The organism is Pseudarthrobacter scleromae, assembly GCF_014644515.1.
In the GTDB taxonomy this organism is placed as follows: Bacteria; Actinomycetota; Actinomycetes; order Actinomycetales; family Micrococcaceae; genus Arthrobacter; species Arthrobacter scleromae.
Genome location: NZ_BMKV01000004.1, coordinates 229190 through 255548 on the forward strand (window position 1 = coordinate 229190; position 26359 = coordinate 255548).

Genomic DNA, 26359 nt, shown 5'->3' on the forward strand with positions numbered 1-26359 from the left:
CTAAGCGTACTTAGTACCCTAGCAACGATTCCTGCGGCCACAAGCTCTGCGCCTACCCTGAAAACACAAAAGCGGCGTTCCGGACATCCGGAACGCCGCTTTGCTGCAGTCCTAGCTCAGGGTTGCAATGACCTTGTTAAGTGTTGCCGAAGGACGCATCACCGCAGTTGCCTTGGCGTCGTCCGGGCGGTAGTAGCCGCCGATGTCCACCGGCGAGCCCTGGACCTCAGCCAGCTCGCCGACGATCGCCTCTTCCTTGGCGGAAAGCTCTCCGGCGATGGAGCTGAAGGAGGCGGCCAGGTCGGCGTCGTCCGTCTGCTTGGCCAGTTCCTCAGCCCAGTAGCGGGCCAGGAAGTAGTGGCTGCCGCGGTTGTCCAGCTCGCCGGCACGGCGGCTGGGCGACTTGTTCTCCAGCAGGAACGTCCCGGTGGCGCGGTCCAGGGTGTCGGCCAGGACCTGCGCGCGGGCGTTGTTGGTGGTGGTGGCCAGGTGCTCGAAGCTGACGGCCAGGGCCAGGAACTCTCCCAGGCTGTCCCAGCGCAGGTGGTTTTCCTTGAGAAGCTGCTGGACGTGCTTGGGGGCAGACCCGCCGGCGCCGGTTTCGAACAGCCCGCCGCCGTTCATCAGCGGAACAACAGAGAGCATTTTGGCGCTGGTGCCCAGCTCAAGGATGGGGAACAGGTCCGTGAGGTAGTCGCGGAGCACGTTGCCGGACACCGAGATGGTGTCCTCACCCTTGCGGATGCGGTCCAGGGTGAAGGCGATCGCCTTGACCGGGGACATGATCTGGATGTCCAGGCCCTCGGTGTCGTGCTCCTTCAGGTACTCGTTGACCTTGGCGATGAGGTTGGCGTCGTGGGCGCGTTCCTCATCCAGCCAGAACACGGCCGGAGTCTGGGAGGCGCGGGCGCGGGTCACGGCCAGCTTGACCCAGTCGCGGATGGGCAGGTCCTTGGTCTGGCAGGCGCGCCAGATGTCACCCTCGGAAACCTGGTGTTCAACCAGGACGTTCCCGGAGCCGTCAACGATCTGGACGGTGCCGGCTTCCTGGATTTCGAACGTCTTGTCGTGGCTGCCGTATTCCTCCGCGGCCTGCGCCATGAGGCCGACGTTCGGCACGGTGCCCATGGTCGTGGGATCGTAGGCGCCGTTGGCACGGCAGTCATCGATGACCACCTGGTAGATGCCGGCGTAGGAGCTGTCCGGCAGGACGGCCAGGGTGTCGGCTTCCTTGCCGTCCGGGCCCCACATGTGGCCGGAGCTGCGGATCATGGCGGGCATGGAGGCATCCACGATGACGTCGCTGGGGACGTTCAGGGTGGTGATGCCCTTGTCCGAGTCCACCATGGCCAGCGCGGGACCTTCCTCAAGGCCCTTCTTGATGAGGTTCTGCACGCCTTCGCGCACGTCCTCGGGCAGGTCCTCGAGGCTGCTCAGGATAGCGGCCAGGCCGTTGTTGGGGCTGATGCCGGCGGCGGAGAGCTGCTTGCCATAGGTCTCGAACAGTTCGGAGAAGTAGGCCTTGACCACGTGGCCGAAGATGATGGGGTCCGAGACCTTCATCATGGTGGCCTTGAGGTGGGCGGAGAACAACACGCCCTCTTCCTTGGCGCGGGCAACCTGCGCCTTCAGGAATTCGTCCAGGGCGGCGGCGCGCATCACGGTGCCGTCGATGACCTCACCGGCCAGGACCGGGAAGGCCTTCTTCAGGACCTTGACCGAGCCGTCTTCGCGGACCAGCTGGATGGCGATGGTGCCCTCGGACTCCACAACCACGGACTTCTCGTTGGAACGGAAGTCATCCTGGCCCATGGTGGCCACGTTGGTCTTCGAGTCAGCAGTCCAGGCGCCCATGGAGTGCGGGTTCTGGCGTGCGTAGTTCTTGACGGACAGCGGTGCGCGGCGGTCCGAGTTGCCTTCACGCAGGACCGGGTTCACGGCGGAGCCCTTGATCTTGTCGTAGCGCGAGCGGATGGCCGTCTCCTCGTCCGAGGAGGGGTTGTCCGGGTAGTCCGGGAGGGCGTAGCCCTGTTCCTGCAGCTCGGCAATGGCGGCCTTCAGCTGCGGGATGGAAGCGCTGATGTTGGGCAGCTTGATGATGTTCGCTTCCGGCGTCTTTGCCAGCTCACCGAGTTCAGCAAGGGCGTCACCGATCTGCTGCTCGGGGGTCAGGTAGTCACCGAAGACGGCGATGATGCGGCCGGCGAGCGAAATGTCGCGGGTCTCCACCTCCACACCTGCTGTCGAGGCGAACGCCTCGATGATGGGCAGGAACGAATAGGTAGCCAGCATCGGCGCTTCGTCGGTGTGGGTGTAGATAATCTTGGACATGCGCGGGCGTCTCCCTGTGGGTCGGCTTGGTTGTGAAAATTCGGTCTATTTCACCATGTACAACTTACCCGAGCACAGGGATTTCACCCCTACCGGGACTACAGCGTTACCCCCGGCCCGGGCAGGATTACAGCGATGGAGAACGGACGACGCCGGCACGCACCTGGGGCGCCCATCCGCCGTCGCGCTTTCCTCACCTTTGCACCCCGGCAGGCCGCTGACGGCCATACATGATACGTCACTACTATTTACAAACTTGTCATATGGCGATAAATTCGCAGGGTCACTCCGCCCCCTACCGGGGCCATCTCCCCGTTACGACAGGACAAAAATGACTCGCACCAGGTCTCTGGCTACCGGCTTCCTGAGCCTCTCAGCCGCTGCCGTTCTGGCACTCACCTCCGCCGGCGGAGCCACCGCTGCTCCGGCGAAGGACAAGGCAAACCCCTCCGTCACCAGCACTGTCGTGGATGCCGCGGGCGTGGCCGACTACTGGACGGCCGACCGGATGCAGAGCGCCATCCCCGGAGACGTCCTCGCCGGAAAGGCGCTGGAACGGGGCAACCGCTCCAACGCCGGACTCGTGGAAAAGGGCAAGAAGTCTGAGGTCAAGGCCACCAAGGGCAAGCCCACCATCGCGCAGAGCGAGGCGCCGGTGAAGCACATCGGCAAGGTCTTCTTCACCCTGGCCGGCTCGAACTACGTCTGCTCCGGCAACGCCGTAACCTCCGCCAATGAGAGCACCGTCTCCACGGCGGGCCACTGCCTCAACGAGGGGCCGGGAGCCTTCGCCACCAACTTCGCCTTTGTGCCGGCCTACGAGAACGGCGCCGAGCCCTACGGCAAGTGGACCGCCAAATCCCTCCACGCCCCCACCCAATGGAGCGCCAACGGGGACATGGCCTACGACACCGGCTTTGCCGTCATGAACACGCTGAACGGCCAGACCCTTACGGACGTCGTGGGCGGATCCGGTGTGGCGTTCAACGAGGCCCGCGGCCTCACCTACAAGTCCTTCGGCTACCCCGCGGCATCGCCCTTCAACGGCCAAACCCTCAAGAGCTGCACCGGAACGGCCACGAACGATCCCAACAACCCGCAGTTTGAAACCCAGGGCATCCCCTGCGACATGACTGGCGGTTCCTCCGGCGGCCCGTGGTTCATCGGCACCAGCTCCGCGGGCGTCCAGAACTCCGTCAACAGCTACGGCTACAACCGCTCCGCAGTGATGTACGGCCCGTACTGGGGATCCGTCATCCAGCAGACCTACGCCAGTGCAGCAGCCTCCTAGAGACACCCCGTCCGGCCAGGATCCCGTCAGCCGCGCCGAACTGGGCCAGACGCACGAGGAGATCCTCGAGTACTGGACAGCGGAACGGATGGCGGAGGCCAAGCCCCGGGAGCTGCGGCTTCCGGAGGAGGGTCCGCGCCTCAAGCAGAGGGGCGCGGACGCTGATGGCCAGGGGTCCGGAACCCCTGGGTAGGACAAAGCCTGGCAACGACGACGGCGCCCGTCCCCTTCGCGGGGCGGGCGCCGTCGTCGTTAACTCATCGATTGCTCCATACCTGCCGTTATCGGATGCGAAAACGTCAGGTACGTGGGCCCACGTCGGCAGGGTTCCCTGGCCGTGGAGCCGCTCCGGCGAGGGCAACCGGCCCGAGCTTGCGAGGGCAGGGAGCCGGTGCGGACGCAGCGAGGCTAGGGTGCCGGTGGGGAGCAATGCGTGGGACTAGTGGAAGAAGTGGCGTGCCCCGGTGAAGTACATGGTGATGCCGGCGGCGTTGGCCGCGGCGATGACTTCCTCGTCCCGGACGGAACCGCCGGGCTGGACCACGGCGCGGACGCCGGCGTCGATCAGGATCTGCAGGCCGTCGGCAAACGGGAAGAACGCGTCGGAAGCTGCAACGGCTTCGCGGGCGCGCTCAGGTGCGCCGGCACCGCTGGCGTTCGAGGCACCGCCCGCACCTTCGACGTCGGACTCCACCTGGAGGCCCAGCGTGTTGGCCCGCTCGACGGCCAGGCGGCAGGAGTCCAGCCGGTTGACCTGGCCCATGCCGATGCCGACGGCGGCGCCGTCCTGGGCGAGGAGGATGGCGTTGGACTTTGCCGCGCGGCAGGCGGTCCAGGCGAAGGCGAGGTCCGCGAGCGTCTTCTCGTCGGCGGCTTCACCCGCAGCCAGGGTCCAGTTGGCGGGGTTGTCGCCGTCGGCGTCCACCTTGTCGCTGACCTGGACCAGCATGCCGCCGGAGACCTGGCGGAACTCCGTGGGGTAGCGGCCGTAGCCTTCCGGCAGGGCGAGCAGGCGGATGTTCTTCTTCTTGGACAGGATCTCCACGGCCTCCGGTTCGAACCCCGGGGCGATGACCACCTCGGTGAAGATGTCCTTGACGGTATTGGCCATTGCCGCGGTGACCGGGCGGTTGGCTGCGATCACGCCGCCGAAAGCCGAGACGGGATCGCAGGCGTGGGCCTTGGCGTGGGCGTCGGCGATCGGGTCTGCGGCATCCGCGGACCCGACGGCAACGCCGCAGGGGTTGGCGTGCTTGATGATGGCCACGGCCGGCTCGCTGAAATCGTAGGCGGCGCGGAGGGCGGCGTCCGCGTCAACGAAGTTGTTGTAGCTCATGGCCTTGCCGTGCAGCTGGTCAGCCTGGGCGATGCCCACCGGGGCAGCCTTGTCCACGTACAGGGCAGCCTGCTGGTGCGGGTTCTCGCCGTAACGCAGCACTTCGGAGCGCTCCAGGGACAGGCCGGCGTAGGCGGGCCAGTCGATGACGCCGTCGCCGTCTTCATCCAGGAACTGGCTCGCGGTCCAGGTGGCCACGGCGTTGTCGTAGGAAGCCGTGTGGGCGAACGCCTTGGCGGCCAGCCGGCGTCGTGTCTTCAAATCAAAGCCGCCCTCAGCGGCCGCGGTGACCACCTGGCCGTAGAAGGACGGATCCACCACAATGGCGACGGCGGCGTGGTTCTTCGCGGCGGAGCGCACCATGGCGGGGCCTCCGATGTCGATCTGCTCGACGACGTCGTCCTGGGCGGCGCCGGACTTGACGGTTTCCACGAACGGGTAGAGGTTCACCACCACGAGGTCGAAGGGTTCGATCTCCATCTGCGTGAGGGTGTCCATGTGGGCTGCCACGCGGCGGTCCGCCAGGATGCCGCCGTGCACGCGCGGGTGCAGGGTCTTGACCCGGCCGTCCAGCATCTCCGGGGAACCTGTGACTTCCTCGACTTCCTGGACCGGGATGCCTGCGGCGGCGATCTTCTTGGCCGTGGAACCGGTGGACACGAGCTTCACCCCCGCTGCATGCAGGCCCTGCGCGAGCTCCTCCAGACCGGTCTTGTCGTAAACCGAGATCAGTGCCCGGCGGATGGGAACACGGTCGATGGATACGCGCTCATGCTGCGTGAAGCTCACAAATGTCTCCGTCTTATGTCGCGGAACAGTGCCGCGGTTGGTGGGGATACGGCCCAGTTTATCCCGAAGCGGAGGTTGCCCCGCGAGTCGGCCGGAGTGTGAACCCCAGTACGCCCGGCTAAAGTTTTCCCAGGAGGCTGCGATGAATACTTACACCACTGTGCCGAGCGGCGAACAGGTGGTCCAGGAACTGCCCTGGCGATGGAAAGTCCAGGGCAAGATCTTTCTGATCGGCGGCCTCGGCTTCATGTTCGATGCCTGGGACGTGACGCTCAATGGCATCCTCATTCCTTTGCTCTCAACCCACTGGGCGCTTTCCCCGGGCGAGGTGGCCTGGGTGGGCACCTCGAACCTCATCGGCATGGCCGTGGGCGCGTTTGTGTGGGGCACCATCGCCGACACCATCGGACGCAAAAAGGCCTTCACAGCCACGCTGCTGATCTTCTCGCTCTTCACTGTCCTGGGCGCCTTTTCCCCCGACTTCATCTGGTTCTGTGTGTTCCGCTTTATGGCCGGGTTTGGCCTGGGCGGCTGCATCCCGGTGGACTACGCACTGGTGGGTGAGTTCACCCCCCGCAAGCAGCGCGGCAAGGTCCTCACGGCGATGGACGGCTGGTGGCCGGTGGGGGCAGCCCTGGCAGGCTTTGTGTCCGCCGGGCTTGTGGCCCTCTACGGCGACTGGCGGCTGACCATGCTGGTGATGGTCCTGCCCGCCCTGCTGGTGTTCTGGGTCCGGCGCAGCGTTCCCGAGTCCCCGTTGTTCCTGATCCGCAAGGGCCGGCGTGAGGAGGCGGCCAAGGTGATCGACGGGCTGGTGGCCGCAACCGGAGCAGAACCCCGCGCCTACAGCCTGCCCGACGCCAAGGAAGTGCCGCGGCTCTCGGCCGGCAGCGCCTGGCACCAGCTGCGGCTGGTCTGGCAGTTCAACTGGAAGATTACTGCCACGGCCTGGGCCCTGTTCTTCAGCATCCTGCTGGTCTACTACCTGTCACTGACCTGGATGCCCAGGATCCTGATCGGCGCAGGGTTCGCAGAGTACAAAGCGTTCGTCACCACGGCGTCCATGGCCGCCGTCGGGCTTTTGGGTGTGGTTGTGGCCGCCCTGCTGGTGGAACGGGTTGGGCGCAAATGGATCCTGGCCATCACCGGCCCGTTGTCCGCGCTGACCCTGGTGATCGTGGCTTTTGTGGTGGACATCCCCACGGCGGCGGTGTTCTGGCTGCTGGTGTTCGGGTTCGTGGTGCAGGTGGCCATCCCGGTGCTGTACGCCTACGTGTCCGAGCTCTACCCCACCGAGCTGCGCGGCACCGGCTTCGGCTGGGCGTCCACGTTCTCCCGCCTGGGTGCCGGCTTCGGGCCGCTGATTTTCGCCAACTACTTCTGGCCCGAGCTGGGGCTGGCCACGTCCTTCGCCCTCGCCGGCGGGCTGGTGCTGATTGCGGTGCTGTGGATGGCGTTCTTCTCCCCGGAGACCAAGCAGCGCCGCCTCGAGTAACCCCCTCCCCCACCCCAACTAGGTAGCAGCAGATGTCGCTTTGAGCCCGTATTCCGGCATCTGCTGCTACCTAGTTGGGCGACCAGCCTCGGTTCAGCAGTGCCGAACGGACTTTGGCGACGGCGGACCGCGCCTCGTTCTCCATGTGCCGCTTCGAGATCCTCACAAGCAGCCAGTCTGCCCGGGCAAAGTCCTCCTCACGGGCAATATCGCGGACGATCTGAGCAGCCTCGGAATGCCCTTCGCCGTCGTACTCCACCGCTACTTTCTGTTCCGGATAGCTCAGGTCGGGTTGGCGGAAGACGCCGGAACCCAGGTCCCTGACCATGTTCAGCAGAGGTTCGGGCAATCCGGCGTCCTCCAGCGCAAGCCGCAGCCTGGTTTCCTGCGCGGAGTCCGCCCCTACCCGGGACCGGTCAACCGCAACCCGGGCCTTCCTGATACCGGGCGTCCCTTTGTGCCGGTCGAGCATTTCCTCAAGATCCTCCCGGGTTGCATGGGGCCCGGACCTGCCCTCGAAGTCCGGCCGCGGAATCCGCAGCAGGTGATCGGCAACAACAGTCAATTCTTCGATGCTCATCTTGCGGGAACAGTCCAACCAGGTCCTCGCCCGAGAGGTGATCAGAAGGCCGTTATGGGTCACGATCTCGTCAGCAAAAAACTGGCCGCGGTGTCCCCGGACTCCGCTACGGCGCGGAATGGCTTTAGTGTCCGGCCTGGAGATGTGGGTAATGGGGTCGTCCTTCCCAGGGAGAAACCCTGGGAAGGACCACAACGTGAAGGCCGTCGCATGGGAGGCTGCAGAGAATCCGGTGACCAGTGTCAACGGCCGGACAATCGACTCCCGGTCAAAAAGCCGAGGGTGAAACGTCTGCCTGATCCCCCGGCTCGGAGTGTCCAGCGAATGGTGCCGCAGCCGCCCTACTGTAACTCCGGCGTCGGCCGCTTCCCGGAAAGTAAAGGCGCCGGATGGAAGCAGTTCTGGCATTGGCCGCGGAGTTCTCATGGCTCATCGTGGCAAATTTCCGGCCGGGACCGCCGAAGTTATCCACAGGAGGGGCCCCGCTCCCCAAGTAGGTAGCAGCAGATGTTGGTTTGGGCCCCTATTCCGACATCTGCTGCTACCTAGTTGGGTGGGGCGGAGGGGTCAGGCGGGGAGGTTCGAGGCGCCGGCGCGGTGGCCGGCGGCGAGGGAGGCCAGGGTGGACACCAGCAGGCGGCGCTCTACGACTTTGATGCGCTCATGCAGGGTTTCCTCGGTGTCGGAATCCTCGATGGCCACGGCCTCCTGCGCGATGATGGGCCCGGTGTCCACGCCGGCGTCAGCCCAGTGCACGGTGCAGCCGGTGACCTTAACGCCGTAAGCCATCGCATCCCGCACCCCGTGGGCGCCCGGGAAGGCCGGAAGCAGTGCCGGGTGGGTGTTCAGGTACTTGCCGTTGAAGGCATCGATGAACTCCGGGCTGACGATGCGCATGAACCCGGAGGAGACCACCACATCGGGCTGGAACCGGGCCACGGCGCCGGTCAGCGCGGCATTCCAGGCAGCGCGGTCCGGGTACGCCTTGAAGTCAACCACGAACGTCGGGATGCCTGCGGCCGCGGACCGTTCCACCCCGAAGGTCCCCTGACGGTCGGCACCCACAGCGGCGATTTCCACGTCCAGCTCCCCCGCCCTGACCGCGTCGATGACAGCCTGGAGGTTGGACCCGGTACCGGAAACGAGGACTACGATGCGCATGGCTCTAGCTTATGGGCAGGCTCGCGTAGGCTGGAAAACATGAACACCTCCCCCGAACCGGCTGGGCAGCAGCGGACCAGGCCGCCGCTCAGCGAGGCAGCCAAAGCCTCGCTGTCCAAGACCCATACCCTGTTCCGGATGTTCGTCATCGCCGTGATCGGCTCCTTCTTCGTCTACCAGCTGGACGTCAACTACCTCTGGCTGACCGGGATCCTCACGGTGGCCAGTGTGGCCCTGGGCGTTGTCCTCCTGGTGCGGGCCGCGAAGCTGAAGGAATCCAAGCTCGTCCTGATTGGCACCATCTCCGGCCTGGTGGTGTCCGCCATCATGGCGCTGCTGATCCTGGTGACCGCAGTGTTCTTCGACGAAGTGCGCCAGTACCAGGCATGCATGGGCCGGGCGCTCACGGACCAGGCGCAGTCGGCGTGCCGGGTCCAGCTGGAAAGCTCGCTGCCCCGGCAGCTCCCCTAGCCAGCTGCGCCACCCTCACCCCGCGCAGCGGCGCTGCCGCTAAGCCCGGGAAACCAGTTCCGCTTCCTCGTCCGACGCCGCCTGCTCACGTTCCAGCCACGGCCCGGCCGCGTAACCGATCACGACGCCGACAGCCACTTCCGCAGCCAGCCACACCGCGGTCCAGAGCGGGTCCGGACCGATGTCCGTCAGGCGGCCGATTCCCGCCGAGCCGCGGGCCAGCCAGGCAAGGCCAAAGGACAGAACCCCGGCTGTCAGACCGGCCAGGATCCCCAGCACCAGGGTGGAGACTGTTGCCGTGAACCAGCGGGCACGGACCTTGATGGAAAGCCACTCATCGAAGTGGTTTTCGCCTTCGCGCAGGAACCACCAGCCGGCCAGCACGCCCGCCAGCACCGGGACGATCAGGGCCACGAAGGCGTAGTCCAGCGGCCCGGAAGGGATGGCGGCCAGCACCGGGATGGAGGGCAGCGGTCCGACGGCGGTTCCCAGGGGACCCACCTGTGAACCGACCCCCATGGCAAAGCCGGCCCCCGACGTCCAGGCCAGGGCGAAGACCGCAAGGTTGGGAAGGAAGCCGAGCTGTGCGATGGTCAGGGCGGCACCCCCTACGGCGCCGGCGTCGAGCGCCTCATAGACGGCAACCACAAGGTTCCAGTGGATGAAAAGGTCAACCGCCAGCAGCACGCCAGCCAGGGCCAGCGCGGAAACGGTGGCCACAAAACCGGCCTTGCCGGCGGAAGCGAGGTAGGAGCCCGCCCACCGCGAATGCTGGCTGGTGCGGGAAATCCAGTCCACGGCGTCGACGCCGATGAGCCGGCTCCAGGAACCGGCTTCGCGCCGCGCGCCGATCACCATGCCGAGTGCGTAGGGAATGAGAGGAATCAGCATGGAGAACCAGGGGTTGATGCCCACATCCGGGGTACGGCAGACGAAGCCGGTGGCCGTTCCGAAGGCGGCGTAGACAACCCATGAGCCGAGCAATGCCTGCCAGAGCTGGTCTGTGTAGGAAGCGCGGGCAAGGCGCCGTCCGGCCCGCCACGCAAGGAGGAAAGGCAGCAGGGTAAGGCCCAGCGGGATCAGCGACAGGACGCCGGATTCCCCGTTGCCGGCAGCGTCGGAGCCCGCGGCGCTGAGTTCCAGCGGAACTCCATGGACCAGCAGCCAGGACTGTCCCGCCAGCCGGGCCAGGACGTCGAAGGAGCTGTCCTGGAAGCCGGCAGTGGCCCACACGGCGATGATCGGGGCAATCACCACCAGCGCGGAAATGATGGCTGCCTGCGCCGTTTCGAGGGCACCCTGCAGCCACAGGGGCATGGGAAGGCCACGGTCTCCGGTCTGGTCAGCACGCATTTTCATCGTGCCCCATGGTGTCACGGCAGGGGCGTCCGGGCCGGGAACGACAGGCTCATCCGCCGGATCGGCGGAAAGTCCGGCGCACACTGTTCCGGCGCTTTTCGTGGTGGTCCGCCGTAAAATTTAACTGTCCACAACGAGTGGATTGGAGGGAAGAAATGACTACCGCATCCCCACATGCACACGGCGTTCATTTTGGCCGGGCAGACGTCCAAAACGCTGGCATGGGAGTGGGAATTCTTTTGATGCTGGTCGGTGTGCTCGGCTTCATCCCGGGTGTCACCACGCAATACAGCGAACTGATGCTCCTCGGACCGGCGTCGCACGCCATGTTCCTGGGGCTGTTCCAGGTGTCCATGCTGCTCAATATCGTGCAGTTGGCCATCGGTGCCACCGGCTGGGCCATGTCCCGGACAGAACACGGAGCACGGAATTTCCTCCTGGGGGCGGGCGCGCTGTACATCGTCCTGGCCATCTTCGGGCTGATCGTCGGAGTAGATTCGGCGGCGAACTTCCTGGCCCTGAACATGATGGACAACTGGGCACACCTGGTGCTGGGCATCGTCATGATTGTTGCCGGCTGGCTGTTCTCCAGGACGGCGGCCCGCAGGCCATAGCCCGGAATCCGTAAACCGGGAAACAGGAGCCGCGAATGAAGAAGAACCCTAAGTTCTGAAGATATTCGTCCTACTGGCTGGTGCAGTTGCCGCCGTACGCGGGGACTGCACCAGCGTTCAAGAAAGTTCCGCATGCACAACGACGCCGGGAGCCCGTCTATGGACTCCCGGCGTCGTGTGCTGTGCGCTTGCCTCCGCGGCTGTCCGGCCAATGCCGCCTCAGCGGTGCACCAAACGTTAGCGGTGAAGCTTAGCGGCGCGCGTCGCGGTCCACGCCGTCCGCGTCGATGTGCTCCTTGCGGACTTCCTCGTTAACCGTGACGTCGTCCTGGACAACGTCCTTGTCGAGGCGGACCCGCTCCACCGGAACGGTTTCCTTCTCCACGACGGGGCGCTCCTCATGCAGGATCACCTCGTGCTCCTCTTCGCTGATGTCCGGGCCGCCCAGGGCCTCGCCGCGGTTGGCGTCCGTAATGGGCTCGCGCTCCAGGCGGACCTCTTCACGCTGCACGGGAACAGTCTTGGTGACGTTTTCCGTGGTGACGTACTTACGCAACCGGGCGCGGCTGGTCTCCTGGCGCTCGGTGCCAACATGGAGCTTTTCCTCGGAGCGCGTCATAGCGTCGTCCGTGGTGGGGCCGGAGGTGTCATGGCCAACCGTGTGGCGCTCGGTGGCGTCCCGGTCCAAGTCGCGGTCCCGGTTTCCACTCACACCAGCGGTGGGGGTGCCGGCGTTCAGGTCTGCATCGCCCTGGAAGTCGACATCCTTCCGGGTGTCCACGTCGTCGTTCCGGGTGTCCGAGTAGGTGCGGGCACCACGCTCGTAGTAGGTGTACAGGCGGTCCTCTTCCTCGGGGGTGAGGTGGCCGTCAACATCGACGCGCGGCGCATCCTTGACGTGTTCCTTCGTGTAGGGAACCACCAGGTCGTCGCCCTGGCTGTGCGCTCCCTCGACAGGAATGAAGGACTGCGAGGTGCCAAAAAGGCCCGTCTTGACAGTGACCCAGGTGGGCTCGCCCGTGTCGTCGTCCGCGTACAGCTGGCCGATGGAGCCGATCTTCTCGCCATCTGAACCGATGACGTTGCCACCCTTGGTGAGCAGGTTTTCAATGTTTTCCCTGTTGAGCATGACGTCTCCTTGGATGTGTCGTTGCGCTGGGCTTTGCCAACATTGTGGATGTCCCGGCACCGGGAGTTCCCGGCGCTGGCCTCCGCCCCGTTGCTTGAGGCTCTGCGTTGGCTGCACTTCTACACTAAGCATGCTTAGCATCAAATGCAAAGCTTACTTAGTAATTTTTTCAGTGATGCGTCCTGCTGTTCACACAGCCTTTCCCCCGCAGTCATATCCAATCCCCCGCGCGGCAACGCCGCCCGCCCACCGTGGAGGGGTGAGGATCGCAATTGTTGCTGAATCATTCCTGCCGCTGATGAACGGCGTGACGCACTCCATCCTGCGCGTGCTGGAACACCTCGAAAACCGGGGCGACGACGTCCTGGTGATCGCGCCTTCCACGCTGGACGGGGAAGCGCCGGACCATGTCCGGGGCGCGGAGATCCTCCGGCTGCCCGCCGTGCCGCTGGCTGGCTACACGAACGTCCGGGTGGCGATGGGCGGTGTGTACCGGGTCAAGCGAATCCTTGCCGACTACGCACCGGACGTTGTCCACCTCGCCTCGCCGTTCGTCCTTGGCTGGCGGGCGGCACAGGCGGCGCACCAGCTGGGCATTCCCAGCGTGGCCATTTATCAGACCGAAGTCCCCAGCTATGCGGCGAGATACGGTGTGCCGTTCCTGGAGAACTGGGCCTGGAACCGGGTTGAAAACATCCATCTGCTCGCCACCCGCACCCTGGTGCCGTCCACGTTCGCGCTGAACCAGTTGCGCGGCCGCGGCATCCCACGGGTGCAGATGTGGCGCCGGGGAGTGGATACGGCCCGGTTCTCGCCGGAAAAGCGCGACGACGGATGGCGGGCTTCCGTGGCTCCCGGCGGGCAGCGGATCATCGGCTACGTGGGACGGCTGGCCGTGGAGAAACAGGTGGAGGACCTGGCTGCCCTGGCCGGGATTCCCAACACCAGGCTCGTGGTTGTTGGTGACGGACCCCAGCGTGCTGCCCTCCAAGACGCCTTGCCCGACGCCCTTTTCACCGGCTTCCTGGGCGGCGAGGAGCTGGCCCGGGCCGTCGCATCGTTCGACCTCTTTGTGCATCCGGGTGAGTTCGAGACCTTCTGCCAGACCATCCAGGAGGCCATGGCATCGGGTGTCCCGGTGGTGGCCACCGGCCGGGGCGGGCCGCTCGATCTGGTGGAAAACTCACGGACAGGCTGGCTCTACGAACCCGGCGACCTGTGCGGCCTGCGCGGCCACGTGCTCGACCTGATGGGCGACGACGCCAAACGCCGGGCGTTCGCTGCTGCAGCCCATGCTTCCGTGCAGGACAGGACGTGGCCGGCGCTCTGTGAACAACTCGTCGGGCATTACCACTCAGTGATCAGTGGTGAGCCGGTAGTTGCCGTGGGCCCACGCCCGCCGGGTTCCCTGGCCGGGCCTGCGAGGTTAGGGCGCGGGTGGGAACAGTGAAGGTCTCGGTGATCGGCTGCGGCTACCTCGGTGCCGTCCATGCGGCCACGCTCGCCTCCATGGGCCATACCGTGGTGGGGGTCGACGTCGACCCCGGCAAAGTGGACCAGCTGGCACGCGGTGCCGCCCCGTTCCACGAACCCGGACTGGACGAACTCCTGCGGGACGGCCGGAGCACCGGCCGGCTCACCTTCTCCACCGACGCCGCCAGCGCGAAGGACGCGCAGGTCCACTTCCTGTGCGTAGGCACCCCGCAGGACAAAACGTCCGACGCCGCCGACCTCACCTTCCTGGTCTCCGCCATCGAAGCGCTGCTTCCGCACCTGGCCGCAGGCGCCGTCGTCGTGGGTAAATCCACGGTGCCCGTGGGCACGGTGGAGATGCTGCGCGGCGTTCTGGCCCGGCGGCCGGACGTGCTGCTGGGGTGGAACCCGGAGTTCCTCCGCCAGGGGACCGCGGTGAAGGACTCGCTGGTGCCGGACAGGCTGGTGTACGGCGTGGACGGCGGGCGCGGAGCCGCGTTCCATCCCCGCAGCGGCGCCCCGCTCGGCGTCACGGCGGCGCTGGACGCCGTCTACGAACCGCTTCTCCGGGCCGGCATTCCCCGCATGGTCTGCAACTTCGCCACGGCGGAGCTCATCAAGTCGGCGGCGAACGCCTACCTTGCCACCAAAGTGAGTTTCATCAACGCGGTGGCCGGGCTGTGCGACGCGTCGGGAGCGGACGTGGCGGAGCTGGCCGAGGCCATGGGCATGGACCCGCGCATCGGCGGGCGGTACCTGCACGCCGGCCTGGGTTTCGGCGGCGGCTGCCTCCCCAAGGACATCCGCAGCTTCCGGACACAGGCCGTCCATGCAGGGGTCACAGCCCTGGATGACTGGATGCGGCTGGTGGATTCGGTCAACCTTGGCCAGCGTGAACGCACCGTTGCCCTGGCTGCGGACCTTTCAGGGGGCAGCGTGGCCGGCCGCTCCATCACTGTCCTGGGTGCATCCTTCAAACCCGACACCGACGACATCCGGGACTCCCCCGCCCTGGACGTCGCCGACCGGCTCGCGGCGGCCGGGGCGCATGTGACCGTCACGGATCCCAAGGCAATAAACAACGCCTGGCGGCGTTACCCGCGCCTGCGGTTCGAAGCGTCAACGGAACGGGCGCTCGAGGGCGCCGAGCTGGTGCTGCTGCTTACCGAATGGGATGAATACCGCCGCCTCTGCCCCGCCGCTGCCGGGGCACGGGTACGACGGCGGGTGGTGCTGGACGCGCGCAACGTGCTGGACGCCGCGGCCTGGCAGGCCACCGGCTGGTCGGTGCGCGGCCTGGGCACCGGCGACGCTGCGGCACACACGCCCGTGCACGCACCCGCACCGCTCACTTCCTGACGGCCCGCGCCAGGAAGCCCGGTCAGCCCAGCAGTCCCAGCTCTTCAAAAGCGAGTGCCACGCCGTTGCCGGCCGGCCCGGCGGTGGTCCGGTCCGCGACGGCCAGCACCGCAGGGTGCCCGCCTTCCACGGCGATGCCCACACCTGCGTACTCCAGCATCTCAATGTCGTTGGCGCTGTCCCCAATGGCCACAATGTCCGCGCGGTCAAGGCCCAGGTGCTCCTCCACCACCTGGATGCCCACGGCCTTGTGCGTTCCGGCCATGAAGATCTCGCCGGCCCGGTCGCCCAAAGCGGAGAGGGAACTGGGGATCAGGCCCACCTGCGGCCCGAGCCCCGCCACCAGCTGCGTCAGCGGAACCGGGGAATCAAAGCAGGATATTTTGGCGTAGGACGTGGAGCGGAGGTCGTCGCTGTACTGCATGGGTCCCAGGATGTCCTCCAGGGGGTCAACATCGGTGCTGAGGACTCCGTCGTGCTGCGGGCGCCCGGCGAAGATAGGGCCGAGCACCTCCCGCAGCCTCTGGTCCACGCCCGTCCGGCCGTGCAGCGCCTCGGGTGCTTCCAGGATGTAGGCGGCACCATGTGCGTCCAGTGTTTCCACGATGAGGGCTGCCAGGTCCGGGTCGAAGCGGGTGTCCTTCAGGACTTCTCCCCCGAGCTCCACCCGGGCGCCGGCGCCGGTGATGCTGCCGTCGAAACCGGCTTCCAGGATGTGGGTTGGGACCATGGACAGCGGCCGCCCGGTGCAGACGAAAACCAGGTGTCCCAGCCGGCGTGCTGTCCGGACCGCGTCGACGTGCGCGGCAGGCGCCAGTCCGTGGTCCGCGTAGGTGCCGTCGATGTCGAGGAAGATGGCACGTGGCCGAGTGGTCTGCTGGCTGCACATGCCGGAACTCCTTGGTTTGTTGCGGGGACAGTCAATCCTATCGAAGCGGCTGCCGGTAGCCCGGGGCGGCGGACACGGTCAAATAGCGAAGAGGCGCATTACTGCCGTGAAAACTGATAGTCATCCCGTGATAATCAAAGTCTTGCAGAGCAGTAAGCACGCTGATTGAATTATGGAACCGGAAATGGGGGCCCGGCACAACTTACTGACAAGGAGTGACACCATGGGCATTCTCGGATTTCTCATTTTGGGCCTGATCGCCGGAGCCATTGCAAAGGCCATCCTGCCCGGCCGTCAAGGCGGAGGCTGGGTGGTTACCCTGGTCCTCGGCGTTGTCGGCGCCCTCCTGGGCGGCTGGATCGGTTCGTTGATTTTCGGTGGTGGCCTGGCGGAATTCTTCGACCTCCGCACCTGGCTGCTGGCAATTCTTGGTGCAATCATCGTGCTGCTCGTTTACGGTGCGATCACCAACCGCAGTTCCCGCCGGGCATAGCGGCCCCTTTACTCAGACAACCCAAAAAGCGCTGTCCTCCATGCGGGGGCAGCGCTTTTGCGTTGGCACTGCAAGGACGGCCAAGGGGCCGGAGCAGTCCACCCGGAACCGGTTCCGGGCAGCCCGCCACATTTCAGCTCCTGCGCTCTATGATGTCCGAGGGGGGTGGTGTCTTGACTGATTCTTGGAACCACAGCACGGGTGCGTCAGCACGAACTTTCGGAACTGTCCTGGATGCCAGCCCGGACGCGCTGCTGGCCATAGCCGCGGATGGCAGCATCGCTTTGGCCAATGCTGCAGCCGGGAGGCTGTTCGGCTATTCGGCCGGTGACCTCACGGGGCGGGACCACCGCTCACTCCTCGCTGAAGGCTTCCGCGGCGAAGCGGACCATCTTTTCGCCCGGCTCCGAGCCCTGCCCGGGGACCATCCGCCGCCGCGGGAAATCTATGGGCTCCACAGCAACGGAACGGAATTCCCGGCCGAGGCAACGGGATCATTGCTGCCATGGGATGCGGCACCGCTTTTCCCTTTAGTACCTCCGGTGGCTCCGGACGGGACGCCGGGACCGGGCGACGGCGGCCGCGCGCACCCGCTGCTCCTGCTCTCGGTCCGGGACACTTCCCACCGCCAGGCCGCGGACGCCGACCTGCGGGAAGCGATGTCCCTGCTGACCGCCACGCTGGAATCAACCGCGGACGGCATCCTGGTGATGAGCTCTGGGGGCAGGGTGGCCGGTTTCAATGACCAGTTCCTCACCATGTGGGGTATCCCGCCGGATCTCCTTGAGGGGACCAGTGAAGAGCCCGTCATGCGGCTCATCATCGAGCAGGTTGCAGATCCCGCGGGCTTCCTGGCACGGATCAGCGCGCTGGAGGAAGACCCGGCAGCAGAAAGCCATGACGTCCTGGATTTTACGGACGGGCGCACCTTTGAACGGTATTCGCGGCCGCAGCGGGTAGGCGACAAAATCGTTGGACGGGTGTGGAGTTTCCGGGACGTCACGCCACGGCGCCAGGCCCAGGAGCAGGCCCACCAGGCAATGCTGGACCTGGCGGCGCAGGCCGAGAAGCTGCGGGCGATGGCGTTCCAGGACCCGCTGACGGGGTTGGCCAACAGGGCCGTGTTCAACGACGCCCTGGCTAATGCCTTGCGGGAACCGCGGCTCAAGGCCGTTGACGTGCTGCTCCTGGACCTGGACGACTTCAAGGAAGTCAATGACATCCTTGGCCACCAGGCCGGTGATGACATGCTGGTTGAGGTGGCCCGGAGGCTCCGTGGCTGCACCCCCACTGCCGATGTGGTGGCCCGGCTGGGCGGAGACGAGTTTGTGGTGCTCCTGACCGCCTGCCCCGACGCGGACGCGATCGCCGAATGCATCGTCCGGTGCCTGCATGTCCCCGTGACCATCCAGGGCACGGTCCTGCGGCCGAGCCTCAGCCTGGGGCTCGCTTCCCTGGGCCGGGACAGCGTGGGCGCCTCAGAGCTGCTCCGGCAGGCGGACATCTCAATGTATGCGGCAAAGGCCGCCGGCAAGAACCGGTTCCTGCGGTTCCATCCGGACATGATGACGGCCCTGGTGCAGCGGACCCACATGGAAGCCGGCCTGCAGCTGGCCGTGGCCCGGGGCGAAATCACGGTGGATTTCCAGCCCATCGTTTCCCACCGCATGGGGCAGGTGGTCACGTTCGAGGCACTGGCCCGGTGGGACAGGGACGGCGGGCGCGTCCCGCCGTCGGTCTTTATTCCGCTGGCCGAACGCACGGGGCTGATCAACGAAATCGGCGCTGAAGTGATGGCGCTGGGGATGGTGCAGCTGGCACCGTGGCTGAACGAGGATCCTTCCCGGTCGCTCGCCGTGAACGTTTCGGGGGTCCAGCTGCAGGAACCCCTGTTTGCCCAGACGGTCCTCCAGCTTGCGGAGGCCAGCGGCGTCGCCGCCTACCAGCTGGTCCTTGAGGTCACCGAGAGCGTGTTTTTCGACGCCGACTGCAGCCTCATCAAACAGCTCAGCACGCTGCGGGAGGAGGGAGCCAGGGTTGCCCTGGACGACTTCGGCACCGGCTACTCCTCCCTGGGCAGGCTGCAGGACCTGCCGGTGGACACGGTGAAGATCGACAAGACGTTCATCTCCATGGTGCGCACGGGAAGCGAGCGGCTGCCCATCCTCAGCTCCATGATCAACATGGCCCACAGCCTGGGTTTGACCGTTACCGCGGAAGGTGTGGAAACGGCAGCGCAGGCGGATTACTTGGCGGCCCTGGAGTGCGATTCGCTGCAGGGATACCTGTTTTCGCTGCCGCAGCCGGGCCGGCGGATGGAGAAGGCGCTGCAGCAGGCGGAGGAAGCCCTCACGGCGCTGAAGGATCGGTAGGAAGGACGACGGCGGGAGGCCTGCTAAGCAGCCTGCTTGCGTCCTGCCTGCTTCGGGGATTTCGTCGGCTGGGACGCTGCGGGGGCAGTGGGCGCTGCGTGCTGGACTGCCGATTCTTCGGCTGCATGCTCGGGCACCACCTGCTGGGCCACCGTCTGTGCTTCCGCTGACTTCGCTTCTGGTGCATGCTCGGGCACCACGTGATGGACCATTGAATGCTGGTCTTCCGGGTACCCGGCGTAGGCCGTCTGGGCGTCGCGGTTGCGGCGCCAGCGGCGGAGCAGGTCGGCGGCGGCCAGGATGCCTGCCAGCGGGGAGAGGACCGCGGCCGTGTAGACAAACAGCATCCAGGTCAGGGTGGTCAGCGGGGGCTGGTTGTTGTGCAGGAGGGACAGCCCGCCCAGGAGTCCCACGGCCCAGAACAGCAGCACGGCGGTAAGGACTGCAGCGGCCGGAAAATACTGGTTGCTCACGATCTTTTTCAGGGTTTCCATGCACTTTCCTCCTGCCTGGCCGGGGTACGGCAACAGCCGCTCACCACAAGTATGGGGCTCAGGATCGGCCAAACCGTGCAAGACGCCTCGGCGAGTGATGAACGTTACTGGCGCGGCCGCCGTCGTCCGCTGCTGCAGGGATCTTCCGCTGGCTCAAGGGGCGCACTAGCGTGAAGCGTGTCCGCTCACAATGCCCTGCAGGAGGTCCCCATGCGCAAAGTCACTGCCGGCCTGTTCCACTCCGTGGACGGCGTGGTGTCCGACCCCTATAAGTTCCAGTTCGACAGCTTTGACGACGAACTGGGAGCCGGCCTGACCACCATGATGGAAACCGTGGACACGGTGGTGCTGGGCCGGGTGAGCTACCAGGAGTGGGCCGGGTACTGGCCCACCGCGCCGGTGGACGAGGACTTTGCCGCCTTCATCAACCCGGTGGAGAAGTTCGTGGCGTCCCGGACCCTGGCGGAACCTCTCGAGTGGCAAAACTCGCGCCTCATGGACGCGCCGCTGGAGGAATTCGTAGCAGGGCTCAAGGAGCGTGACGGCGGCGAAATTGCCGTGTGCGGCAGCATCTCGGTCACGCGGCAGCTGCTGTTCGCCGGCCTGCTGGATTCCCTGACGCTCATGACCCATCCGGTGGTGGCAGGGAGCGGCCGGCGCCTCTTCCAGGACGGCGACCCCACCACCAGGCTGGTCCTCCTGGACCAGTCCCGGACCAGCAAGGGCAACGTAATCACCACCTACGGGCGGCTTGGGGCATAGGGCCCTACTCACCGTCCCGCGACTGTGACAGGGTTTGGATATGGGTGAAGACAATATCGGGCCTGACGATGAGGCTGTGCCCGGCACTGGCGTCAATGACCACGCCTGGGAGCGGGAGCACCGGCATCCCACCCCTGAGCAGGCCCGGTCCATCGGGTACCGGCGCAGGGACGCCGAAGCGAAACTTGAGCAGCACCAGCAGGAGGCCCGGGAGAAGGCTGGCCACGCGGAGGAACAGGACACCCCGGACAAGGACACCAATCAAAAGGAGACCAAGGAGGAGGGCGGCTAAGGACCGTCAGGTCCAGCGCCTTCGGATTCAGCGCCCTCGGATTCAGCGCTGCGCGGCAATGGCCTGTCCGACGGCGGCGATGTCGGCTGGCGTCGTGCGGCAGCATCCGCCGATGATGCGGGCCCCGTGGTCCAGCCAGGTGGCGGCCCCGCCGGCGGGGTCCACGGGGTGCGCGTCCCCGCTTCCCTCTCCGGATGCCGCGGTTGGGCCCCAGGTCTTGGTGACGGGATCATAGGTTTCGCCTGAGTTGGGGTAGGCCACCAGCGGTTTCTCCGTCGCGCTGTGGAGGGCGGCAAGCGCGGGGGTGACCAGGTGCAGCGGCACGCAGTTCACGCCAATCGCTGCCACCAGGGGGTTCGCGTCAAGGAGCCCTGCCACTGCCGTGAGCGGCGTGCCGTCGCTGACATGGGCGCCGTCCCGCAGGGAGAAGGAGAACCAGGATTCGACGCCGAACTCCTCTGTGAGTGACGCCAGCGCCTCGGCTTCGGCGAACGACGGGAGCGTCTCACAGGCCAGGAAGTCCACACTGGCAGCGACGAGTGCGGCGACCCTTGGCCGGTGGAAGTCCATGAACTCCTCTTTCCCCAGCGTGTAGTCGCCGCGGTATTCGGAGCCGTCTGCCAGGTAGGCGCCATAAGGGCCCACGGACCCGGCGATGAGCAGTGCGCCCGCGCCCGGGGTGGCAGCCAGATGGGCGCGGCGGGCTTCGTCCGCCAGCCGGACCGACAACGCCACCAGCCCCAGCGCATCCTGCCCGCTCATTCCCCGCCGCGCGAAGCCCTGCGGCGTTGCCTGGTAGCTGGCCGTGGTGGCAATCCTGGCACCGGCGGAGAAGTAGTCGCGGTGGACGTCCCTGATCAGGTGCGGGTCTTCGAGCAGCACTTTGGCCGACCACAGGGGATCGTCGAGGTTGCAGCCGCGGGCCTCGAGTTCCGTGGCCAGGGCGCCGTCGGTCACGAGGTGTTCCCCGGATTCCAGCAAGGACGAGAGCTGCATGGTCGAAGGCATAGTAGTCATAATACGCATTTGCCTATGCTTGTAATGATTATTTCTTTCTGTCACGATGGCTGGCAGCCGTCACCCGGCGGAGGAAAGAGGCAGGGTTCTTGGACGTTCAACTTCACCCGGTACGCAAGCTGCGCGTGCACTGGCCCATCAGCGGCACCACCTTCGAGCAACTGTCCAAGGGCGAGCCGGACGCCTTCCGGGATGATCCGGGAATCGCGCACCTGCTGCAGGCCCTGGCCGAATTCCGGGAACTCGGCGACTTCGGCAACTACAAGCACGTGTTTGAGTCCAGCCTGGGTTTCGAGGGCTTCACTACTGCCGAGGGCGCCAACCCCACCCTGGGACGCGTGGGTGAGCAGACCCTCTCGCCAACCTTCGTTTTCACCACCTATTTCGACGCCTCACTGGAGGACGCCGCCGTCGAGCGTTTCATGCGCCACCTCGTGGACATCCATCCCTGGGAAGTCCCGGTCATCGAAGTGACCGGCCCCATCAGCGTCTCCAGCACCGCACTGGCCCCAACGGCAGAAGTACCCATGGCAGAAGGAGCAGCAGCATCATGACGGACACCAGCACCACGTCGCTCTGGGAGGGCCTGCAGTCCGTGATCGCGGGCCGGCAGTTCGTGGACCTGACGCACGCCTTCCACCCGGGCCAGCCGCACTTCGCCGCTTTTCCGGATGAGCAGCGCGAAGCCCTCTTCGACCTGGACAGGGGTGACGGCTTCACCGCCCACCGCTATACGATCGTGGGCCAGTGGGGAACCCACGTGGACCCGCCCTCGCATTTCATCCGCGGCGGCAGGACGCTGGACCAGATTCCGGTGGAGGAGATGATCCTCCCGCTGGTGGTCCTGGACATCAGCCATCGGGTGGCCGGCAACCCGGACGCCACCCCCACCCTGCAGGACGTACAGGACTGGGAACTCCGGAACGGCACCGTCCCGGCGGGTTCCTTTGTTGCCCTCCGTACCGGCTGGAGCCGCCGCTGGCCCGATCCAGAGGCAATGGCCAACCGGGACAGCGAGGGCCTGAGCCACACGCCCGGCTGGTCCCGGGAAGTGCTCTCCTTGCTGGTTGAGCAGCGTGCCGTGGCCGCCATCGGGCACGAGCAGACGGACACCGACCCCGGCCTGGCCACGTCCCGGCAGGACTTCAGCCTGGAAACGTATGTCCTGGACCAGGGCCGCTGGCAGATCGAACTGATGGCCAACCTGGACGGACTCCCGGAATCCGGCGCCGCCGTCGTCGCTTCCTGGCCAAAGCCCCTGGGCGGCAGCGGCTTCCCGGCGCGGGTGTTTGCCATCTGCTGACGCTACTTTGCACCCCTGCCCTGCGTCCGCCTCAGCCGAGGTCGCAGGCCTGCACCGAAGTCGCCGGAAAAGTGCACGGTCGCCGTTACGTTCCGGCGTCCCGGCACTGTTCCGGCGATTCCGGCGATCCAGCGGCGAAGCACCCGGCAGCCCGGCCAGGGAAAGCACCTCAACTAGACTCGACACCATGCCAAATACCTCCAGCATGGGCCGCGGAATCATGGCCCTCTTTGCTGTGGGCGCACGCCATGCAGCGGGGCATCCCGGAGGCACAGTGGCGGAAACCGCCGCCGATCTTGGCAAGGACCGCAGCCAGGTCTCGCGCAGCCTCCGCACCGCCGAACACGAGGGTTTCCTCCGGAAGACCAGCCAGCGCACCTACAGCCTGGACTGGTCCGTCCTCACCGACGCCCAACTGCTGACCGAACGCCGCCTGCAGTCGGACGGCGGCACCGCCCTGGACACGCTGGCGGAAGAAACGGATGAGGCATGTTTCCTGGGCGTCCTTCACGGGGACAGCACGGTGACCATCGGCGAAAGCGTCCCGGCCAGCAGCAACCTGGTGGGCTCCTGGCTGGGCCGGCCCTACCCGGCGTACTGCAGCGACGCCGGGCAGGCCGTGCTGTGGGAGGCCTCCGAAGCAGAAGTGCGGACCGTCTTCGCGGATGTGGCTTTTGTGCGGCACGGCCCCAATACGCCGGCCGACGTGGACGATTTCCTGGCGCGGCGTGGATCTGCCCGGAAGCGGGGTTATTCGATCGTGGATGAGGAGGCAGAGCCGGGACTCTATTCCCTGGCCGTCCCCGTCCGCGATTTCAAGGGCGACGTTGTGGCTGCGCTGCAGATCGTTGGCATCAGGGACCGCCTGGAACCGCGCCGGGAAGCGTGCGCGGACGCACTGGTGGCCCAGGGAGCATGGCTCGAGCAGCGGCTGGGGTACCGGCCGCAGCCCTAGCGGCCACCCGCGCGGGATCCGAGCCGTTCCGCAGCGCTGCTGAGCACAGCAGCCGCATCCGGACCGATCCCGGCGCGGCTGCCCAGCACACTCAGCGAGGCAAGGATGGCACCGCCGGCGTCGCGGACAGGAACCGCGAGTTCCAGCACGTCGTGTTCGAATTCCTCGGCTGCGGTGATGAAGCCGGCGCCACGGTCGCGGACCATGAGGTCCCAGACCCCATCGGTGGAGTGGGCGGCCCCCGGTCCCCCGATGCCGATGTAGTTCACGTCCTGCAGCAGGGCATCCAGTGCCGGCCGGTCAAGGTCCCACAGCAGCGCCCGGCCCGCGCCGGTGCACCAGGCCGGAGTCACCATGCCCGGCTTGACGAAGCTGCCGGGGACGGCGTCGTTGCTGGAAGCCCGGACCAGGGTCACGCGGTAGCCGTCCCGGACGGAGAGCCGCGCGCGCAGTCCCAGCGCCGCGACCAGCGCCTCAAGTTCGGTTCTTGCCTCCCGGACCCAGCCGGTATTCAGTGCCGCGGCCAGGCTGAAGAAGCGCTGACCTGTCCGGAACGGCCCGCGGTCCACCCGCTCCAGCAGTCCGAGATCGCACAGTTCCTGCGCCAGGCGGGAGACGCGGCTCTGCTCCATGGCCAGTTCGGCCGCCAGCTGTGAAACGCCCAGCAGCTGGCGTCCCAGCTTCTCCCTGTCAGCTACCAGCCGGACAATTCGGAGCCCCTGCGCCATTGACGACGCCTCAGCGGACGAATCCACGCTTATCTGCCCCTCCCGGCCGGTCACCACGCCCCATTGTTCCATGGGCCGTGCCCTCCTTGGGCGGGTCACGCACTTAGCCGGAAAGGACGACGGCGCCCGCCCGGCAAGGTGCCCCAACGCACCTTGCCGGCAGCCGCCGTCGTCCGCTTCTTGCTTCCTTGTTACCCGGCTGTCACGGCCTTGCGGCCGTAGCGGAAGTGGAACCAGGCGTAGCAGGCGGCCACAAAGGGAATGCCGAAGTAGAGCGCGGCGGCCTGGGTGGGGTCCAGGGCGATGCCCACCAGGGAGATGACGCACAGCGAGAACGCCAGGATGGGCACCAGGGGGAAGAGCGGGGCCTTGTAGGCGAGGGTGGAGACGTCGCCTCCGTTGCGGACGAACGCGCGGCGGTGGAAGAAATGCGAGGCGGTGATGGACATCCAGACGCCCACCACGGCGAACCCGGCCACGGACACGAGCACCAGGTAGACGGTCTCCGGGGCCACCACGCTGCTGATCAGGGATGCCACCCCGCCCACCATGCTCACCGAGAGCGCGATAAGGGGAATGCCGCGGCGGGTCAGTTTCTTGAAGGAGCGGGGGGCGTGGCCTTCGTCGGCCAGGGAGTAGAGCATGCGGGCGCAGGAGAACAGGCCGCTGTTGCCGGCGGAGAGCAGTGCGGTGATGATGACGAAGTTCATGATGTCGGCGGCGAACGGGAGTCCGATTGCTGAGAAGACCGTCACGAACGGGCTTTCGTCCAGGCCCACCTCGTTGTACGGGATGGTGGCGGCGATGACCGCAATGGCTCCGACGAAGAAGATCAGCAGGCGGATCACCGTGGTGCGCAGGGCCCTGGGGATGCTGGTAGCCGGGTCCTTGGTTTCACCGGCGGCCACGCCGATGAGTTCCGAGCCGGAGAAGGCATAGAAAACGGCGAGCACGGTGACCAGGACGCCGGTGAATCCGTTGGGGAACAGTCCGCCCTCGGTGGCGAAGTTCTCGAACAGGAAGGGGTGCTCTCCCCCGCCGCCGAGCGGCCGGAAACCGAACAGGGCCGCACCGCCCAGGACAATGAGGCCGATGATCGCAGCGACCTTCACGATGGCGAACCAGAACTCGGACTCGCCGAAGAACTTGGAGGACACGGCGTTGAAGCCGAAGAGGACGGCCGCGAAGACCAGGCACCAGACCCAGACCTCCACGTCCGGGAACCAGCGCTGCATGAGCAGGCCGGAGGCAGTGAACTCGGAGCCGATAGCCACCGCCCAGCACAGCCAGTACAACCAGGCGGTGGCGAATCCCGTGGCGGGGCCGATGGAGCGGGCGGCGTAGATGTGGAACGCACCGGACACCGGGTAGGCAATGGCGAGTTCGCCCAGGCACGCCATCACCAGGTACACCACGAAGGCGCCGATGAGGTAGGCGATGACCGCACCGAGCGGGCCGGCCTGGGAGATGGTGTAGCCGGAGCTGAGGAACAGTCCGGAGCCGATCACGCCGCCCATGGCGATCATCACCAGGTGGCGCGGGCCCATGGACCGGCGGAGTCCGGAGTCGGCAACGGCGGGCCTGGCCGGCTGGGCATCCAGCTTCACGTCTGTTGTGGGTTCCACGGGCGTCTCCAAGGGTCGGACTCAGCAATGGGAGCGCGCGC

Annotated in this window: 25 protein-coding genes; 14 read left to right on the forward strand and 11 right to left on the reverse strand. The window is 66.4% G+C overall.

Translation table 11 applies throughout. The annotated features are described in order from the left end of the window. Nucleotides 1-111: 111 nt before the first annotated feature. Nucleotides 112-2331 carry an NADP-dependent isocitrate dehydrogenase gene (locus tag IEX33_RS11995; RefSeq protein ID WP_188730449.1) on the reverse strand — a complete coding sequence of 740 codons (2220 nt, stop codon included), beginning with the start codon at nucleotides 2329-2331 and terminating at the stop codon, nucleotides 112-114. A gap of 331 nt (nucleotides 2332-2662) precedes the next feature. Here IEX33_RS11995 and IEX33_RS12000 point away from each other — a divergent pair, with 331 nt between their 5' ends. Beyond that, entirely contained in the window at nucleotides 2663-3622 is a 960-nt protein-coding gene (locus tag IEX33_RS12000) for a trypsin-like serine peptidase (RefSeq protein ID WP_188730451.1), read from the forward strand. Then, the gene (locus tag IEX33_RS12005) at nucleotides 3606-3815 is read left to right on the forward strand and encodes a hypothetical protein (RefSeq protein WP_188730453.1); all 210 of its coding nucleotides are present in this window, start codon (nucleotides 3606-3608) and stop codon (nucleotides 3813-3815) included. The genes IEX33_RS12000 and IEX33_RS12005 overlap by 17 nt, the downstream gene beginning before the upstream one ends. A gap of 246 nt (nucleotides 3816-4061) precedes the next feature. Here IEX33_RS12005 and purH read toward each other — a convergent pair whose 3' ends face one another. After that, nucleotides 4062-5747, reverse strand: coding sequence for a bifunctional phosphoribosylaminoimidazolecarboxamide formyltransferase/IMP cyclohydrolase (gene purH, locus IEX33_RS12010; protein WP_188730455.1), 1686 nt, complete (start codon nucleotides 5745-5747; stop codon nucleotides 4062-4064). 142 nt (nucleotides 5748-5889) lie between these two features. Between purH and IEX33_RS12015 the strand changes: the two genes are divergently transcribed. Further along, nucleotides 5890-7242 carry an MFS transporter gene (locus IEX33_RS12015; protein ID WP_104185440.1) on the forward strand — a complete coding sequence of 451 codons (1353 nt, stop codon included), beginning with the start codon at nucleotides 5890-5892 and terminating at the stop codon, nucleotides 7240-7242. A 70-nt stretch (nucleotides 7243-7312) separates the two neighbouring features. On the opposite strand, the gene IEX33_RS19345 is transcribed toward IEX33_RS12015, so the two are convergent. Continuing rightward, the gene (locus tag IEX33_RS19345) at nucleotides 7313-7822 is read right to left on the reverse strand and encodes a hypothetical protein (RefSeq protein WP_229675351.1); all 510 of its coding nucleotides are present in this window, start codon (nucleotides 7820-7822) and stop codon (nucleotides 7313-7315) included. 567 nt (nucleotides 7823-8389) lie between these two features. Next, nucleotides 8390-8983: a phosphoribosylglycinamide formyltransferase gene (gene purN, locus IEX33_RS12025; protein WP_188730459.1), complete on the reverse strand. Its 594-nt coding sequence runs from the start codon at nucleotides 8981-8983 to the stop codon at nucleotides 8390-8392. 39 nt (nucleotides 8984-9022) lie between these two features. Between purN and IEX33_RS12030 the strand changes: the two genes are divergently transcribed. Continuing rightward, nucleotides 9023-9454, forward strand: coding sequence for a hypothetical protein (locus IEX33_RS12030; RefSeq protein ID WP_188730461.1), 432 nt, complete (start codon nucleotides 9023-9025; stop codon nucleotides 9452-9454). Between the two features lie 39 nt (nucleotides 9455-9493). Here the strand turns inward: IEX33_RS12030 and IEX33_RS12035 are convergent, their stop codons facing one another. Then, on the reverse strand, nucleotides 9494-10813 hold the full coding sequence (locus tag IEX33_RS12035; protein ID WP_188730462.1) for a cell division protein PerM: 1320 nt from the start codon (nucleotides 10811-10813) through the stop codon (nucleotides 9494-9496). A 155-nt stretch (nucleotides 10814-10968) separates the two neighbouring features. Between IEX33_RS12035 and IEX33_RS12040 the strand changes: the two genes are divergently transcribed. Continuing rightward, on the forward strand, nucleotides 10969-11427 hold the full coding sequence (locus IEX33_RS12040) for a DUF4383 domain-containing protein (protein ID WP_104185445.1): 459 nt from the start codon (nucleotides 10969-10971) through the stop codon (nucleotides 11425-11427). A gap of 250 nt (nucleotides 11428-11677) precedes the next feature. Here the strand turns inward: IEX33_RS12040 and IEX33_RS12045 are convergent, their stop codons facing one another. Continuing rightward, nucleotides 11678-12556: a DUF2382 domain-containing protein gene (locus IEX33_RS12045; protein WP_188730464.1), complete on the reverse strand. Its 879-nt coding sequence runs from the start codon at nucleotides 12554-12556 to the stop codon at nucleotides 11678-11680. A gap of 259 nt (nucleotides 12557-12815) precedes the next feature. Here IEX33_RS12045 and IEX33_RS12050 point away from each other — a divergent pair, with 259 nt between their 5' ends. Continuing rightward, a complete protein-coding gene (locus IEX33_RS12050; RefSeq protein ID WP_229675352.1) occupies nucleotides 12816-14006 on the forward strand; it encodes a glycosyltransferase family 4 protein in 1191 nt (396 codons plus the stop codon). Further along, on the forward strand, nucleotides 14003-15388 hold the full coding sequence (locus IEX33_RS12055; protein ID WP_188730895.1) for a UDP-glucose dehydrogenase family protein: 1386 nt from the start codon (nucleotides 14003-14005) through the stop codon (nucleotides 15386-15388). The genes IEX33_RS12050 and IEX33_RS12055 overlap by 4 nt, the downstream gene beginning before the upstream one ends. A gap of 22 nt (nucleotides 15389-15410) precedes the next feature. On the opposite strand, the gene IEX33_RS12060 is transcribed toward IEX33_RS12055, so the two are convergent. Further along, complete coding sequence (locus IEX33_RS12060) at nucleotides 15411-16277, reverse strand: HAD hydrolase family protein (protein ID WP_188730466.1); 867 nt, start codon at nucleotides 16275-16277, stop codon at nucleotides 15411-15413. A gap of 223 nt (nucleotides 16278-16500) precedes the next feature. On the opposite strand from IEX33_RS12060, the gene IEX33_RS12065 reads away from it, so the two are divergent. After that, entirely contained in the window at nucleotides 16501-16770 is a 270-nt protein-coding gene (locus IEX33_RS12065) for a GlsB/YeaQ/YmgE family stress response membrane protein (protein ID WP_104185449.1), read from the forward strand. A 173-nt stretch (nucleotides 16771-16943) separates the two neighbouring features. Further along, nucleotides 16944-19142, forward strand: a complete 2199-nt coding sequence (locus IEX33_RS12070; protein ID WP_229675353.1) for a putative bifunctional diguanylate cyclase/phosphodiesterase — start codon at nucleotides 16944-16946, stop codon at nucleotides 19140-19142. A 23-nt stretch (nucleotides 19143-19165) separates the two neighbouring features. Here IEX33_RS12070 and IEX33_RS12075 read toward each other — a convergent pair whose 3' ends face one another. After that, nucleotides 19166-19636 (reverse strand): hypothetical protein, encoded by a 471-nt coding sequence (locus tag IEX33_RS12075; RefSeq protein WP_188730468.1) that lies wholly within the window; start codon nucleotides 19634-19636, stop codon nucleotides 19166-19168. Between the two features lie 210 nt (nucleotides 19637-19846). Here IEX33_RS12075 and IEX33_RS12080 point away from each other — a divergent pair, with 210 nt between their 5' ends. Both IEX33_RS12080 and IEX33_RS12085 read left to right on the forward strand, forming a co-directional pair. Then, nucleotides 19847-20398 carry a dihydrofolate reductase family protein gene (locus IEX33_RS12080; protein WP_188730470.1) on the forward strand — a complete coding sequence of 184 codons (552 nt, stop codon included), beginning with the start codon at nucleotides 19847-19849 and terminating at the stop codon, nucleotides 20396-20398. A 40-nt stretch (nucleotides 20399-20438) separates the two neighbouring features. Then, a complete protein-coding gene (locus IEX33_RS12085; RefSeq protein WP_188730472.1) occupies nucleotides 20439-20690 on the forward strand; it encodes a hypothetical protein in 252 nt (83 codons plus the stop codon). Between the two features lie 42 nt (nucleotides 20691-20732). On the opposite strand, the gene mmuM is transcribed toward IEX33_RS12085, so the two are convergent. After that, a complete protein-coding gene (gene mmuM / locus IEX33_RS12090) occupies nucleotides 20733-21698 on the reverse strand; it encodes a homocysteine S-methyltransferase (RefSeq protein ID WP_188730473.1) in 966 nt (321 codons plus the stop codon). 98 nt (nucleotides 21699-21796) lie between these two features. Between mmuM and IEX33_RS12095 the strand changes: the two genes are divergently transcribed. The 3 genes from IEX33_RS12095 (at nucleotide 21797) to IEX33_RS12105 (ending at nucleotide 23965) form a co-directional block, all read left to right on the forward strand. Further along, nucleotides 21797-22261 (forward strand): hypothetical protein, encoded by a 465-nt coding sequence (locus IEX33_RS12095; RefSeq protein WP_188730475.1) that lies wholly within the window; start codon nucleotides 21797-21799, stop codon nucleotides 22259-22261. Continuing rightward, nucleotides 22258-23010: a cyclase family protein gene (locus IEX33_RS12100; protein WP_188730477.1), complete on the forward strand. Its 753-nt coding sequence runs from the start codon at nucleotides 22258-22260 to the stop codon at nucleotides 23008-23010. The genes IEX33_RS12095 and IEX33_RS12100 overlap by 4 nt, the downstream gene beginning before the upstream one ends. 187 nt (nucleotides 23011-23197) lie before the next feature. Beyond that, a complete protein-coding gene (locus tag IEX33_RS12105) occupies nucleotides 23198-23965 on the forward strand; it encodes an IclR family transcriptional regulator (RefSeq protein ID WP_188730479.1) in 768 nt (255 codons plus the stop codon). Here IEX33_RS12105 and IEX33_RS12110 read toward each other — a convergent pair. Together IEX33_RS12110 and IEX33_RS12115 are read right to left on the reverse strand one after the other, a co-directional pair. Continuing rightward, complete coding sequence (locus tag IEX33_RS12110; RefSeq protein WP_188730898.1) at nucleotides 23962-24720, reverse strand: IclR family transcriptional regulator; 759 nt, start codon at nucleotides 24718-24720, stop codon at nucleotides 23962-23964. The two genes, IEX33_RS12105 and IEX33_RS12110, sit on opposite strands and share 4 nt — an antisense overlap. Nucleotides 24721-24884: 164 nt before the next feature. Beyond that, the gene (locus IEX33_RS12115) at nucleotides 24885-26318 is read right to left on the reverse strand and encodes an amino acid permease (RefSeq protein WP_188730481.1); all 1434 of its coding nucleotides are present in this window, start codon (nucleotides 26316-26318) and stop codon (nucleotides 24885-24887) included. Nucleotides 26319-26359 lie beyond the last annotated feature (41 nt).